10 protein-coding genes and 1 tRNA gene are annotated in these 14,958 nt (G+C 54.6%); 5 read left to right on the forward strand and 6 right to left on the reverse strand.

The window, feature by feature from the left end; translation table 11 throughout:
• Nucleotides 1–137 precede the first annotated feature (137 nt).
• Together TH5_RS03415 and trxB are read right to left on the reverse strand one after the other, a co-directional pair.
• On the reverse strand, nucleotides 138–1,055 hold the full coding sequence (locus TH5_RS03415; protein WP_062947986.1) for a LysR family transcriptional regulator: 918 nt from the start codon (nucleotides 1,053–1,055) through the stop codon (nucleotides 138–140).
• A gap of 340 nt (nucleotides 1,056–1,395) precedes the next feature.
• Nucleotides 1,396–2,346 carry a thioredoxin-disulfide reductase gene (trxB, locus tag TH5_RS03420; protein WP_114120666.1) on the reverse strand — a complete coding sequence of 317 codons (951 nt, stop codon included), beginning with the start codon at nucleotides 2,344–2,346 and terminating at the stop codon, nucleotides 1,396–1,398.
• A 309-nt stretch (nucleotides 2,347–2,655) separates the two neighbouring features.
• Here trxB and TH5_RS03430 point away from each other — a divergent pair, with 309 nt between their 5' ends.
• Complete coding sequence (locus TH5_RS03430) at nucleotides 2,656–3,141, forward strand: Lrp/AsnC family transcriptional regulator (RefSeq protein ID WP_007089852.1); 486 nt, start codon at nucleotides 2,656–2,658, stop codon at nucleotides 3,139–3,141.
• 260 nt (nucleotides 3,142–3,401) lie between these two features.
• On the opposite strand, the gene TH5_RS03435 is transcribed toward TH5_RS03430, so the two are convergent.
• The 4 genes from TH5_RS03435 to carA form a co-directional block, all read right to left on the reverse strand.
• Nucleotides 3,402–3,878, reverse strand: a complete 477-nt coding sequence (locus tag TH5_RS03435; RefSeq protein WP_114120668.1) for a GNAT family N-acetyltransferase — start codon at nucleotides 3,876–3,878, stop codon at nucleotides 3,402–3,404.
• Nucleotides 3,879–3,964: 86 nt separating this feature from the next.
• Entirely contained in the window at nucleotides 3,965–4,438 is a 474-nt protein-coding gene (greA, locus tag TH5_RS03440) for a transcription elongation factor GreA (RefSeq protein ID WP_062947978.1), read from the reverse strand.
• 104 nt (nucleotides 4,439–4,542) lie between these two features.
• Entirely contained in the window at nucleotides 4,543–7,785 is a 3,243-nt protein-coding gene (gene carB, locus TH5_RS03445) for a carbamoyl-phosphate synthase large subunit (protein ID WP_114120669.1), read from the reverse strand.
• Between the two features lie 90 nt (nucleotides 7,786–7,875).
• The gene (carA, locus tag TH5_RS03450; RefSeq protein ID WP_114120670.1) at nucleotides 7,876–9,042 is read right to left on the reverse strand and encodes a glutamine-hydrolyzing carbamoyl-phosphate synthase small subunit; all 1,167 of its coding nucleotides are present in this window, start codon (nucleotides 9,040–9,042) and stop codon (nucleotides 7,876–7,878) included.
• A 365-nt stretch (nucleotides 9,043–9,407) separates the two neighbouring features.
• On the opposite strand from carA, the gene TH5_RS03455 reads away from it, so the two are divergent.
• The 4 genes from TH5_RS03455 (at nucleotide 9,408) to TH5_RS03470 (ending at nucleotide 14,257) form a co-directional block, all read left to right on the forward strand.
• The gene (locus TH5_RS03455; RefSeq protein ID WP_062947972.1) at nucleotides 9,408–9,863 is read left to right on the forward strand and encodes a GatB/YqeY domain-containing protein; all 456 of its coding nucleotides are present in this window, start codon (nucleotides 9,408–9,410) and stop codon (nucleotides 9,861–9,863) included.
• A 143-nt stretch (nucleotides 9,864–10,006) separates the two neighbouring features.
• Complete coding sequence (gene dnaG / locus TH5_RS03460; RefSeq protein WP_114120671.1) at nucleotides 10,007–11,896, forward strand: DNA primase; 1,890 nt, start codon at nucleotides 10,007–10,009, stop codon at nucleotides 11,894–11,896.
• Nucleotides 11,897–12,014: 118 nt separating this feature from the next.
• Nucleotides 12,015–14,084, forward strand: coding sequence for an RNA polymerase sigma factor RpoD (gene rpoD, locus TH5_RS03465; protein ID WP_114120672.1), 2,070 nt, complete (start codon nucleotides 12,015–12,017; stop codon nucleotides 14,082–14,084).
• 96 nt (nucleotides 14,085–14,180) lie between these two features.
• Nucleotides 14,181–14,257: transfer RNA gene (locus TH5_RS03470), tRNA-Ile, on the forward strand.
• Nucleotides 14,258–14,958 lie beyond the last annotated feature (701 nt).

The following is a 14,958-nucleotide window of genomic DNA, read 5'->3' on the forward strand; positions in this document are numbered from 1 at the left end:
TTTTGTGTTGGAAGTCTGCTGGTGAAGTTCTTTGAGTAAACCGGGGGTTGTGTCTTTGTATGTTTGCACACGAAAAAAAGCCCCGCAGCCGATTTCGGTGCGGGGCTTTCGGATTCTATCATCGCAGGCCGTTTGCGTTAATCGGTTGCGGCGGCGGCATTCATCTTGGCTTTGACCTTACTGATTTCCTCGATCAGGAAATCGCGGAAGACGGCAATGCGTTTGGAATGACGCAGTTCCTCCGGATAAACGAAATAGGCATCGAAGCTTGGCCCTTCGAGTTCGGGCAGAATGCGGACCAGATTGCTGTCGGTCGGCAGCAGGTAATCGGGCAGGGCCGAAATACCTAGCCCTGACTCGGTCGCACGGAAGATGCCATAGATATTGTTCAGTTTCAGGATCGGCCGCATGTCCGGTTTGAACTGCTGGGCAACGGCCATCATCCAGTTGACGTTCGAGACCGGTGGGCGCGCATCTGCACCGTAAATGATCAGGCGATGATCTTTCAGGTCTTCGGGCTTTTTCGGAATGCCGAACTGCTTGATATACTCAGGGGACGCAAACACGTGATAGCGCAACGTCATCAATTGGCGCTGGACGAGATCGGCCTGACGTGGGGGCTGCATGCGAATGGCAACATCGGCTTCGCGCATGGCAAGATCGAGTTCCTCGTCATTGAGCACCAACGACAATTCGATTTCCGGATAGCGTTCAAGGAATTCGTTGATACGCGGTGTCAGCCAGGTTGACCCGAAGGCAACCGTTGTGGTGACTTTTAACGGACCGCTGGGGCGCTCCTTGGATTCGCGAATCCGAGCTTCGGCCATGGAAAGCTTGGCGAACACATCATGGGCCGTGCGATACAAAAGCTCGCCCTGTTCGGTCAAGATCAGGCCGCGGGCATGGCGGTGGAATAGCGGCACCTTGACGCTTTCTTCAAGTGCGCTGATCTGTCGGCTGACAGCCGACTGGCTCAGATTGAGATTTTCCCCCGCGTGTGTGAAGCTTCCCGCTTCCGCAACAGCGTGAAAAACACGCAGCTTGTCCCAGTCCATAGACCTGCTCCTAATGTCACTGTCGCGCTATTGCCGCAACAGTCCCCTGATACTTCTTTATCTTCTTCTTAGAAGCATTTGGTTTCCACACTATTAAGCCGCATGTGGAATTGCTTCCAAACTGATATCATTAGATCAATATGAGGCCTTTGGCGCGATCTGCAAGCAACCAATTACGAAAGTGGTGATTTCGTTCACGCCGGATTCATAAATGAACTCAGGGGATTGCCGAAAATTGACACGTTCGCCGTTTCCGAATGCGGTCATAATTCCGGGCCGTAGGTACAAAAAAGGGGCACCAGTGGTGCCCCTTCGTTATATCTTGTGATGATTGCGGTGCTTATTCGTTGTGCTCGGCAATGAACTTTTCGGCTTCGAGTGCCGCCATGCAGCCCATGCCCGCTGCGGTTACCGCCTGACGGTAAATCTTGTCGGTCACGTCGCCTGCGGCAAAGACACCCTTGACGTTGGTTGTGGTGCTGCCCGGTTTGACAAGGATATAATTTTCGTCATCCATGTCGATCTGTCCTTTGAACACGGCGGTTGCCGGATCATGGCCGATCGCAACAAAAAAACCATCCACAGTAATGTCTGTCAGATCGCCGGTTTTGACATTGCGCACGCGAACGGCTTCAACACCATCCATCGGGCCGTCACCACCCAGGATATCGTCAATGACGCTGTCCCAGACGACGTCGATCTTTTCATGCTTTAAAAGGCGATCCTGCAGCATCTTTTCGGCACGCAATTCATCGCGACGATGCACGAGCGTCACCTTCGAGCAGATTCCGGCAAGATAAAGTGCTTCTTCAACCGCGGTATTGCCGCCCCCAACCACCACAACCGGTTTGTTGCGATAGAAGAAACCGTCGCAGGTGGCGCAAGCCGAAACACCGCGACCGTTGAATTTTTCTTCGCCCGGAAGGCCAAGCCAGCGGGCCTGCGCACCGGTTGAAATGATTACGCTTTCTGCGACATAGATATCACCCGAATCGCCTTTGCAGACGAACGGGCGTTTGGAAAAGTCGACTTCGGTGATCAGGTCATGAACCATTCTGGTTCCGACATGCTCGGCCTGTGCCTTCATCTGATCCATCAGCCACGGGCCTTGGATGACGTTGGCAAAGCCGGGATAGTTTTCGACATCCGTCGTGATCGTCAACTGACCGCCTGGCTGCAGGCCCATAACCATCATGGGTTCCAGATTGGCGCGTGCAGCATAAATCGCTGCTGTGTAACCGGCCGGGCCGGATCCGATGATGAGGACTTTGGTGTTATGTTCTTGGGCCATGTGCTTTGCATATTGTGGTCGGTGAAAAACAGGTTTCGAACATATGGGGTGATATGGCATTGCGCAACCGCCTCGCACGATGTTTTGCAAGGTTTTCGGAACAGTGTCCGATGATACTTTTCAGCCTGACATTCCGATTGGCGGAAAATAGCGGTTTGCAACGTTTTGATACAAAATTGTGCAGTGCATTTGTGCGCATTACAAAAGGGCAGATTGCATTCTGCCGCCGAATATATTATTGCCAGCGTACTGGCCCCCTGTAATATTGTTTCGTCCGGGGTAAGTTCAGCGCACAGAATCGAGGGATAAATGCAACGGGTCAAACTCGACAAGATCGACCGCAGAATTCTGCGCGATCTCCAGGAAGATGGCCGCATGACCAATGTGGAACTTGCACGCCGTGCAGGTATTTCTGCGCCACCCTGTCTGCGTCGTGTCCGTGCGCTTGAAGAAGCCGGTTTCATTCAGGGCTATCATGCCGATGTTGATGCGCAGGCGCTTGGATATAACGTAACCGTGTTTGCGCTGGTCGGCCTTGCAAGCCAGGCCGAGCATGATCTGCGCGCCTTTGAAGGCCGTGCTGCGGCATGGCCGGAAGTGCGCGAATGTCACATGGTGGCCGGTGAAATGGATTTCCTTCTGAAAATCGTTTCGCACAGCTGGGACGAATATCAGAAGTTTTTGACGACCGAGCTGACAGTTGCGGAAAACGTCAATCATGTGAAATCGGCGCTTTCGATTCGCACCGCCAAAAACCAGCCCGGCGTCCCCATCGATATTGAAGCTGAAGACTGACGTGCGTTGCCACACCACACTTTGAAAACCGGCATCCTTTGGTAGCCGGTTTTTGTTTTTTTTAGTGTACCATTTGCTGATCCGATAATCGAAGCGGGACCGGTCAATTCAACCGGTCCCGCTTCGAGACGCCCGTTATCCCCCCGGCCGGGCGTCGCACCCTGTTGATGTTCCCAATACTTACGGAACGATCATTTCAGAATTATGCCGAAAAGTATTCTGAATTCAATGCTTTGTCACCTACCTGATGATTTATTTCCCTATCGGGCAAGGTCCTTTAGCTCATCACCATCAATCTCGTACTGCAGGGCGCCGGAATTGCGCGCACCCAGCCGTTCGTAAAATCGGCAGGCGGCCTCGTTACGATGCAGGACCGACCACCACATTGAAATGTAACCTTCGTCGATTGCCAATTTGCCAAGGGCTTTCATTAGCCCATTGCCGACTTTTTCCGAGCGCATGTCGGGGGCAACGTAAAGCTCGGTCATCCATAACCCGATCTTCGAGTAATCTGGATTGTAGAACGGTTGAAAGATCGTCTGTCCGACAGCGCGATTCCCGTGCCAGGCGATCAGGCTTTTGATCAGTGCCTTGGGCCCGAACATCATTTCATGGATGCTTTCGGTCGTGTGGGGCGGATTGTCGTAATCAAGTTCGACATGCAGGGCATTTGACATGTCGGCGACATGGATGCTGTCTTCCGGACGGGCCTTTGAAATGATGATATCAGATGTCATGGCAGATACTTGTGCAGAGTATTTGGATCAAAAAAAACGGCCCGATATTTATCGGGCCGTACTTTCGCAAGATAGTGTATCGAGTATCAGGCGAATTTGACCGTAAGGATCTCGTAGCTCTTGGTGCCACCAGGTACGGTGACTTCTACGGATTCACCAACAGCCTTGCCGATCAGTGCCCGGCCAATCGGAGATGTGGTCGAAATACGTCCGGAATTGATATCAGCCTCGATCGGCCCGACAACCTGATAGGTGGTTTCCTCGTCGGTATCTTCGTCAACAAGATGCACGGTCGCACCAAATTTGACGACCGATCCGGCCAGCGATTTGACATCGATGACTTCGGAACGGCTAAGAACATCTTCCAGTTCGGCAATTCGGCCTTCGCAGAAGCTCTGTCGTTCACGCGCAGCATGGTATTCGGCGTTTTCCGAGAGATCGCCATGCTCGCGCGCTTCCGAGATCGCCTTGATGATTTCAAGGCGTTCGACGGATTTGCGGTGCTTCAGCTCTTCTTCGAGGCGCTGATGCCCTTGCGGGGTCATAGGTACTTTTTCCATCGCGCTCACAGCCTATTCTTATTAGCGATCGATACTACAAAATCGACCGCCCGGCAGATACCGCCGGGCGGTCTAAACTCGTTGAACGGGTTCGAAAAGGAACCTCAGTACTCGTCCCCAAGATATTCCTGAACGGGTCGCACTGCAAGTGCTCCGCGTTTCAGGTTGTCGATGGCACGCAGGGTGGCGCGGGCACCGGCAATCGTGGTGTAGTACGGAATATCGTTGCTGAGTGCCGTCCGCCGGATCGAGAAACTGTCGACCACAGCCTGTTTGCTCTCGGTGGTATTGAATACCAGGTTGATATCGCCGTTCTTCATCATGTCCACGATATGGGGACGTCCTTCCTGTACCTTATTGACCGGGGTGACGTCCAGCCCTTCTTTTTCAAGAGCTTCGGCAGTGCCATGCGTCGCAACAATGACAAAGCCAAGTTCAATCGCGTCGCGTGCGAGTTGAACAGCAGCCGGTTTGTCATAGTTTTTGACTGACATGAAGATCTTGCCAGATTGCGGCAGATCGTGACCCGCCGCCATCTGCGCCTTGGCAAAGGCGCGACCGAAATCGGTATCAAGGCCCATGACTTCACCGGTTGACCGCATTTCCGGGCCAAGCAGGGTGTCGACACCCGGGAAGCGGTTGAACGGAAGCACCGCTTCCTTGACCGCGATATGCTTGAACGGGCCTTCGTTGATCTTGAAGTCCGAGAGCTTTTCACCTGCCATGATGCGCGCACCGATCTTGGCAATCGGATTGCCCGTGGCCTTGGCAACAAACGGGACGGTACGTGAAGCGCGCGGGTTTACCTCGATCAGATAGATCACATCACCCTTGATCGCGAACTGCACGTTCATCAGGCCGACAACGTCAAGCGCCTTGGCCAGCTGGACGGTCTGGGCTTTGAGGCGATCAATCATGTCCTGACCGAGCGAGTAGGGCGGCAGCGAGCATGCACTATCGCCGGAATGGATCCCGGCTTCCTCGATATGCTGCATGATGCCGGCCACAAAGACATTTTCGCCATCCGATACTGCATCGGCATCAATTTCGATTGCATCCTGCAGGAAGCTGTCGATCAGAACCGGGCTTTTGCCCGAAACCTGAACGGCTTCGGTCATGTAGCGCAGCAGGTCTTCGGTGGTGTGAACGATTTCCATCGCACGACCGCCAAGCACATAGCTTGGGCGGATCACGATCGGATAACCGATGCTTTCGGCGATCTTGACGGCTTCGTCAACCGAACGTGCAATGCCGTTGGCTGGCTGTTTCAGGCCCAGCTTGTGGATCAGTTCCTGAAACCGGTCGCGGTCTTCTGCAAGGTCGATGCTGTCCGGGCTGGTGCCGAGGATCGGAATACCGGCCTTTTCAAGGGCTGCGGACAGTTTAAGCGGGGTCTGGCCGCCATACTGGACGATCACGCCAAGAAGTTCGCCCCTGCTTTGTTCAAGCTGGCAAAGTTCGATGACGTCTTCGGCCGTTAGCGGTTCGAAATACAGGCGGTCAGAAGTGTCATAGTCGGTTGAAACCGTTTCCGGGTTGCAGTTGACCATGATGGCTTCGATGCCGACTTCGCGAAGCGCGTAAGCCGCATGCACACAGCAATAATCAAATTCGATACCCTGACCGATACGGTTCGGTCCGCCGCCAAGAATGATGACTTTCTTGCGATCGGTTACTTCGGCTTCGTTTTCCGGTTCAAAGAAACCGTCGCCTTCGTAAAGCGAATACATATAAGACGTGCGCGACGGGAATTCGGCCGCACAGGTATCAATGCGTTTGTAAACCGGGCGAAGGTTCATAGCCTGGCGGGTTTCGCGCACGGCGTCTTCTTCGATACCGGCCAGTTCCGCCAGACGCGCATCCGAGAAACCAAGTTTCTTGAGACGCAGCAATTCCTGCTTGTCTTTCGGGATGCCGTTTGCACGGACCTGTTCTTCTTCGGCGACCAGCATTTCGATCTGGCGCAGATACCACGGATCAAACTTGGTGGCTTGCTGGATTTCCGAGAGGGTCAGGCCATGACGGAATGCCTGAGCCGCGTAAAGAATGCGGAACGGCATCGGCTGTGTCAGTTTCGCACGGATCGCTGCCTTGTCCGGTGCGCCTTCGATTTTGACTTCATTCAAACCGGTCAGGCCGGTTTCCATTGACCGCAGGCCTTTCTGAAGGCTTTCGGCAAACGAACCGCCAATCGACATTGCTTCGCCGACCGACTTCATCGCAGTCCCCAGAAGCGCTTGCGCACCCGGGAATTTTTCAAATGTGAAGCGCGGAATTTTGGTGACGACATAATCGATGGTCGGCTCGAACGAGGCCGGGGTCACGCCGGTAATGTCGTTATCAAGTTCGTCAAGCGTGTAACCAACCGCCAGCTTGGCCGCGATTTTGGCAATCGGGAAGCCGGTCGCCTTGGATGCCAGCGCAGACGAACGCGACACGCGCGGGTTCATTTCAATAACGATCAGGCGACCATCATCAGGATTGACCGCGAACTGAACGTTCGAGCCACCGGTATCCACACCGATCTCGCGCAGGACCGCCAGGGAGGCGTCGCGCATGATCTGGTATTCCTTGTCCGTCAGGGTCAGGGCGGGGGCAACGGTGATCGAATCCCCGGTATGAATGCCCATCGGGTCGACGTTTTCGATCGAACAGATGATGATGCAGTTATCCGCGTGATCGCGAACAACTTCCATCTCGTATTCTTTCCAGCCGAGAATGGATTCTTCGACCAGAACCGTGTGGGTCGGCGAAATCGCAAGACCATTACGCACGATCTGTTCAAATTCTTCGCGGTTATAGGCAATACCACCGCCTTCACCGCCAAGGGTGAAGCTTGGGCGGATGATCGCCGGAAGCCCGGTTGTTTCAAGGGCTACAACCGCTTCTTCAAAAGTGCGCACCATTGCGGAACGCGCGCTTTCAAGGCCGATCTTGTCCATGGCTTCGCGGAAAAGCTGACGGTCTTCGGCCTTTTCGATCACGTGCTTTTTCGCACCGATCATCTCGACGCCGTATTTATCCAGCGTGCCATCGTCATAAAGTGCCAGTGCGGTATTCAGTGCTGTCTGACCACCCATGGTCGGCAGCAGGGCATCCGGGCGTTCCTTTTCGATGATCTTGGCGACCATTTCAGGTGTGATCGGCTCGATATAGGTCGCGTCGGCCAGGTTCGGATCGGTCATGATCGTCGCCGGGTTCGAGTTGACCAGAATGACGCGATAGCCTTCTTCCTTCAGGGCCTTGCAGGCCTGTGCACCGGAATAGTCGAACTCGCAGGCCTGACCAATGACAATCGGGCCGGCACCGATGATAAGGATGGATTTGATATCTGTACGTTTCGGCATGTCTTTTTCCGCTTTTGGCGTGGCGGGCGCGATTGCTGCACCGCCCGAAATTAAGTCCGTTAATCGCTTGTGGCTGATGTCGTCGCGCTATCAGGCTTTCGCGTCTTCGATCAGGCCAACGAAACGTTTGAACAGGTAATGGCTATCGTGCGGCCCCGGGGATGCTTCGGGGTGGTACTGAACCGCAAAGACCGGTTTGTCTTTCAGGCGAAGCCCGGCAAGGGATCCGTCAAACAGCGAGAAGTGCGTTGCTTCGACATTGTCGGGCAGGCTGTCCTTGTCGACGACAAAACCGTGGTTCTGGCTGGTGATTTCCACGACACCGGTTGTGGTGTCTTTCACCGGATGGTTCGCACCGCGATGACCGACATCCATCTTTTTGGTTTTCGCACCAAGGGCGAGCGCCATCATCTGATGACCAAGGCAGATACCGAAAACCGGTTTGCCACTGTCGATCAGTTTTTTGATGGTCGGAACCGCATATTCGCCGGTCGCCGCCGGATCGCCGGGACCATTCGAAAGGAAGACCCCATCCGGGTTCATCGCAAGAATTTCTTCGGCAGACGTCGTTGCCGGAACAACCGATACCTTGCATTCAAGCGCGGCAAGGTTGCGAAGGATGTTGCGTTTCACACCGTAATCGATGGCAACGACGTGGTGTTTGGCATTGCCCAGTTCGCCGTAACCGCCTTCGCGGGTCCACAACGTCTGGTTCCAGTCATAGCCTTCGGTGCAGCTGTTATCCTTGGCAAGGTCCATACCCTCCAGGCCCGGCCATTCATTTGCCTTGGCGATCAGAGCATCAATATCGAACTTGCCATCCGGATTGTGGCAGATCACACCGTTCGGAGCACCTTCGTTACGAATGCGTTTGGTCAGGCGGCGGGTATCAATACCGGCAATGCCGATCCGGCCATGCTTTGCCAGCCAGTTATTGAAATGGTCCTGTGCGCGATAGTTTGACGGCTCGGTAATGTCCTGGCGCAGGATGCAGCCAAGGGCGACGGGGGTTGCGTTTTCGATATCCTCGTCATTGGTGCCGACATTGCCGATATGGGGGAAAGTAAAAGTGATCATCTGCCCGGCATAGGACGGGTCGGTCATGATTTCCTGGTAGCCCGTGATCGAGGTGTTGAAGCAGACTTCACCAACCACCTCTCCTCGGGCGCCGACGCCTCGTCCCCAGTAAACAGAACCATCGGCAAGTACCAGAACGGCAGAAGCACCAGGAGGCGGGGTGTGCGTGGGCGCTGACATTGGCGAATGTCCTTTCGATCTTTCCACGGTGAGACACGGAGTCTTTATATATAATAATTACGAGCAGGCCGAGAAAAACGGCCAAATTCCCCTGCATATCGGGCATGCGGACATGACAAGGTATCCCCAGCATGAACGACCGTAACGTCAAAAGACGTTGGTGCAATATGCTGAAAGCGGGTTAAAACCTCATCCCGGCAGGCAAATTGGCGGATGTCTACGGGAGTCGCGCGGCCCTGTCAAGGATGCATCCAAACTTTTATTTTTCCTTTAAAATCAATCGGTTATGTGGAAAGGTTTTCTTTGCCTAGATGGCGCTTTTGGGGTATGTTCGCTCCTTTCTTCCACAGAATCAGAGATAAGCCATGCTGCGATCGCAGCTTACAGACGCTTTGAAAAAGGCCGTCCTCGAAAAGGATGCCGTATCCGTGACCACCGTGCGCCTCATTCTGGCAGCACTCAAGGAGCGCGATATTGCGGCACGCGGCGAGGGGAATACCGATGGCATTTCCGACGAGGAAATCCTGACCCTGCTGCAGGCGATGGTTAAACAGCGTCGCGAAAGCATCGAAATGTACACCAAGGGCAATCGTCCCGAACTTGCGGCACAGGAAGCCGCCGAGATCGGTGTGATTGAACGGTTCCTGCCCAAGCAGATGTCCGATGAGGAAATCGAGGCCGCTGTCAAAGGTGTTGTAACCGACCTTGGTGCGACCTGCTTGAAGGATATGGGCCGCACGATGGCGGCCCTTCGCGAAAAATATGCCAGCTGCATGGATTTCGGCAAAGCCGGTGGTGTTGCTAAAAAACTTCTCGGCTGATTTCGAGAATAGCTATTTTTTCTGGAAGCCGGGCGTGTAAAATCGTCCGGCTTTCGTCGTCCCAAAGCCCGGATTCCAGATTTGGATACATAAAAGGGTAAAACGGGGCTCGGCATCAACGTGATCACGGGATCGGGACAATTATGAGCTTTCCCCAGTCGTTTCTTGACGACCTGCGGGCACGCGTCGGACTGGCGGATATTGTCGGTACGTCGGTGAAGCTGATCAAACGCGGCCGGGAGTATTCCGGTCTGTGTCCGTTCCATTCCGAAAAATCCCCGTCTTTTACGGTTAACGAACAAAAGGGCTTCTATCACTGCTTTGGCTGTGGCGCGCATGGCGACGTGATCAGTTTTGTGATGAATACCCGCGGGCTGACCTTTGTCGAGGCGGTCGAGGTTCTCGCCAATCAGGTTGGCATGGATGTGCCCAAACCATCCCGTGAAGCCCAGGAACGTGAAAAAAAGGCCAAGACCCTTTACGAAGTGATGGAAGCGGCCTGCGTATTTTACGAACGTGTTCTGCACATGCCCGAAGGTCGCGAAGGGTTGGAATATTTTCGCCGTCGCGGTCTTGACGACAAAACGATTTCCGAATTCCGGCTTGGTTTTGCACCGGACAATCGCGGTGCGCTGAAGGCAGCGTTAAAACGCGAGGAATTTGACGAACCTCTGATGATCGAAGCGGGGCTTCTGATCGAGCCCGAAGATCAGGGGCGTCAAACCTATGACCGGTTCCGTGGTCGCGTGATGTTTCCGATCCTTGATCGGCGTGGCAGGGTTGTCGCCTTTGGCGGGCGTGTCATGGGCGACACCAAACCAAAGTATCTGAATAGCCCTGATACACCTTTGTTTCACAAGGGCCGGCTTCTTTATGGCTTGCCGCAGGCGCGCGAAGCCAGCCAGCAGGATGCGCCGATCATTGTGACCGAAGGTTATATGGACGTGATCGCCCTTCATCGTGCCGGATTTCGAGGGGCGGTGGCGCCACTGGGGACCGCGGTGACCGAAGAACAGATCGGCGAGCTTTGGAAAATGACCAACGAGCCGATCCTCTGTCTTGACGGAGATGCGGCGGGCAAGCGCGCGGCTGTACGTGCCGCCGAGCGGGCCCTCCCCATCCTGCGACCCGGCAAATCATTGCTGTTCTCAATCCTGCCAGAGGGTGAAGACCCCGATAGCCTGATGGCAGGGGCAAACGGATTTGCCAGTTTCCGCAAGATACTCGATAGCGCCGTGCCGCTGGCGGAACTTGTCTGGCGCATGGAAGTTGGTGGGCGGGCAACCGATACACCAGAGCGTCGTGCAGCCCTTGAGGCCGATATTCAGAAACGCATTTCGGCAATCGGCGATGATGCGGTCAGATCGCAATACCAGTCGATGTTCCGGGATCGTATCTGGCAATTATTTAAGGGGGATCGCGCAAAAGGCGGGGGATCACGGCCCGTGTCGGGCGGAGGATACCAGAACAAAAAATTCAGCCGGGGTGGCAAAGGCGGAAGAAAAGACTATTTCTGGGAACCGGCTGGAAAGGCTGTTCCGGGGATGTCGCGTCCACCCATGCAAAAACGTCGTGTCGTGCAGGACTGTATTTTGCTGGTAACGCTGATAAACCATCCCCACCTGCATGAGGATGTTGGCGAGCGGCTTGGAATCTACACTTGTGCAGACTCCGACCTTGACAATCTTCGTCGTGCCGTCTTAAAGCTGCTTGACGGTGATCCCGGACTTGATTCCGAAACAATCAAGGCCCATTTGGAGCGCGACGGGCTGTCAGAGACAGTATTGCGGGTGGTTGGTGCGGACATTTTGGCGCACGCCGCTTTCGCCAGGCCCGAAACGCCGCTCGAACGGGCTCGTGCGGGTTGGGAACAGGTTTTTTCCATGGCTGTAAGCTCCCTGGAGGACGAAGAGGCAAAATACGCCGTCCGACAGTTGGCAGCAGATATCAGCGAGGAAGAATGGGAAAGATTTTCGCATAGACGCGACGATCTGGCCCGGCGCCGGGAAAAAGTGTTTAAGCTCGACGACTGATCGATGCATGCGGTTTGTATGCGGGATCGGCGTTCGGGCTATTTGTGATTTGCGCTGATGAAAACAGTGCGTGGGACAACAACGGTACGAACTGTACCCAGCGGGAAACGGGGAATAGATGTCGTCTAAGACTTCGAACGCTGAAGAGAAAAAGAACTCTTCTGAAACCGCAGACGGACCTCTTCTCGATACATATAAAGCGGCCATCAAGAAGCTCATTGCCAAGGGCAAGGAGAAGGGCCACATCTCGGTCGATGAACTGAATGCTGCCTTGCCGTCGGAGCATTTTTCCTCCGAGCAGATCGAAGACGTGATGAGCAATCTCAACGAGATGGGCATCAACGTTATCGATGGTGAGGATGGTGACGACTCGGACGACGATGACGAGAAAGACTCGGATCCGAGCGGCAATATCTCCGAAGATGATGTTGGCCGTACCGATGACCCGGTCCGGATGTATCTGCGTGAGATGGGCAGCGTCGAGCTGCTGTCGCGCGAGGGTGAAATCGCCATTGCCAAGCGTATCGAGGCTGGCCGTGACATGATGATTGGCGGGATTTGCGAATCCCCGCTGACCATTCGCGCGATCGTCAACTGGCATGATCAGCTTCAGGCTGGCAATCTTCTGCTTCGCGATGTGATCGATCTGGAAACCACCTATGGCGGTGGTCCGGATGCGGAAATCGCAGCCGAAGAAGGTGAAGAAGCCGACGCCGAAGGCGATGATTTCGAGGCAGCCGCCGTCGAAACCGATGCCGACGAAGATGAAGAAGCCGAAACCGAAACGCCAGAGCCGACCGGTACGCCCGCCAGCGACGAGGAAGAAGATGATGACGACGAAGAGTCGGATGAAGCTTCCGAAGCCGAGGAAGGCGAGGGTGATGGCGACGACGAGGACGATGACGAGAACGAGCAGGTCAACGTTTCACTTTCCAAAATGGAAGAGGAACTGACCGAGCAGGTTCTCGAGAAGTTCGAGCTGATCGCGAAAACCTACGAAAAACTGCACAAGGCACAGGAACAGCGCCTTGTTGCAATGAACAAGGGCGAAACCGTTCCGGCTGCGACCGAAAAGCGGTATGCTAAGCTGAAAGGCGAGATGGTTGATCTGATGGAAGATGTTCACCTGAACAACTTCCGGATCGAGGAACTGCTTGATCACCTGACCGGTCTGAATAACCGTTTGCTCGGCCTTGAAGGCAAGCTTCTGCGTTTTGCTGACCGTTGCAAGATCAAACGCCCCGATTTCGTCAAACAGTATCAGGGCCATGAACTTGACCCGAACTGGATGGAGCGCGTTGGCGAACTGCCGGGCAAGGGCTGGAAAGCTTTTGTTGAACGCTATCCTGATGAAATCGCCCAGCTGCGCGAACAGGTTGGCGGTGTTTCCGCCGAAGTCGGGTTGCCGATTGGCGAATTCCGTCGTGTCTACGGCGTCGTCAACAAAGGCGAACGCGAAGCGGCACGTGCGAAAAAGGAAATGATCGAGGCCAACCTGCGTCTCGTGATTTCGATCGCCAAAAAATATACCAACCGTGGCCTTCAGTTCCTCGACCTTATTCAGGAGGGCAATATCGGCCTGATGAAGGCGGTGGACAAATTCGAATACCGCCGCGGTTACAAATTCTCGACCTATGCGACCTGGTGGATCCGTCAGGCGATCACGCGTTCCATCGCCGATCAGGCCCGTACGATCCGTATTCCGGTTCACATGATCGAAACCATCAACAAACTGGTCCGTACCTCGCGCCAGATGTTGCATGAAATCGGTCGCGAGCCGACCCCGGAAGAGCTGGCAGAAAAACTGCAGATGCCGCTTGAAAAGGTTCGCAAGGTCCTGAAAATCGCCAAGGAGCCGATCTCTCTCGAAACCCCGATCGGTGACGAGGAAGACAGCCATCTTGGCGATTTCATAGAAGACAAGAATGCCGTTCAGCCGCTTGATGCGGCGATCCAGGCCAACCTGCGTGAAACCACCACGCGCGTTCTGGCATCGCTGACCCCGCGTGAAGAACGTGTTCTGCGTATGCGTTTTGGTATCGGCATGAACACCGACCATACCCTCGAAGAGGTTGGTCAGCAGTTCTCCGTGACCCGCGAACGTATCCGTCAGATCGAGGCAAAGGCGCTGCGCAAGCTCAAGCATCCGTCGCGCTCACGCAAATTGCGTTCGTTCCTCGATTATTGAAAAATCTTGCGACGTTCGGGCTTGACCTTGGCCCGAAAATCGCTAGTTTTCGGGACCGCGCCAGACAATTGGCGCGGTCTTTTCTATTCCCCTTGGGGGCCCGTAGCTCAATTGGTTAGAGCCGACCGCTCATAACGGTCTGGTTGGGGGTTCAAGTCCCTCCGGGCCTACCATACATATGATTAACTTGTTGATATTAAACGGTTAATTGGTGATTGTGCCCCACGATTTTTAACGCCGTGGGACACATTTCCCCTAAAATGCCTACCAAATTTTCGCAAAAGTTCTTGATTTGTTCTTTTGTTTGTGGCATAAGAGAAAAGTCAACGGGAGAAATGCACCCGGACCAAAACCCGCAAGACCTTGTGCCTTGCGGGTTTTTGCGTTTGGGGCCGGATCAAGGAGGTGATCAGGATGCAGCGGCAAAGACACAGACAGGGCGGCGGGGTACTCCGCAGGATACGGGTCGGCGGATGGCGGAGCCATTATGGCGGCATTCTGCCCGAGGATTAGGACTGGGGAACTAACCCGATCATTTGTCATGACGGGAGAGGTGCGTCTTGTTGGAGAGGATAAGTTAAATTTGCCGGGAGCGGCAGGAATGGCAGGAGGGGGAAGCATTGAGCTATGGCCCATCAACGGTCGAAAGGTGGGGGCCCGTGCGCCCGGAGTTTGTCCGGACCTCGGTGTTACCGGGAAGTGCCGCTATGGACGGAAGTGATCGGAGCAGGCCGTCTGTTGGTGAAGCTGGCGAAGGCCCGAGGTTTATCCGGGCTTCGTTTGCTTCCCAACCATTTGTAAGGGAGCTGTGTATCAGCAGGTTCTAGGTGAGGTTCAGTCCGCTGCTACTATGCGTCATACTGAACGATGATTC

The sequence above is a fragment of the Thalassospira xianhensis MCCC 1A02616 genome (genome assembly GCF_003326475.1).
Classification (GTDB): Bacteria; Pseudomonadota; Alphaproteobacteria; order Rhodospirillales; family Thalassospiraceae; genus Thalassospira; species Thalassospira xianhensis.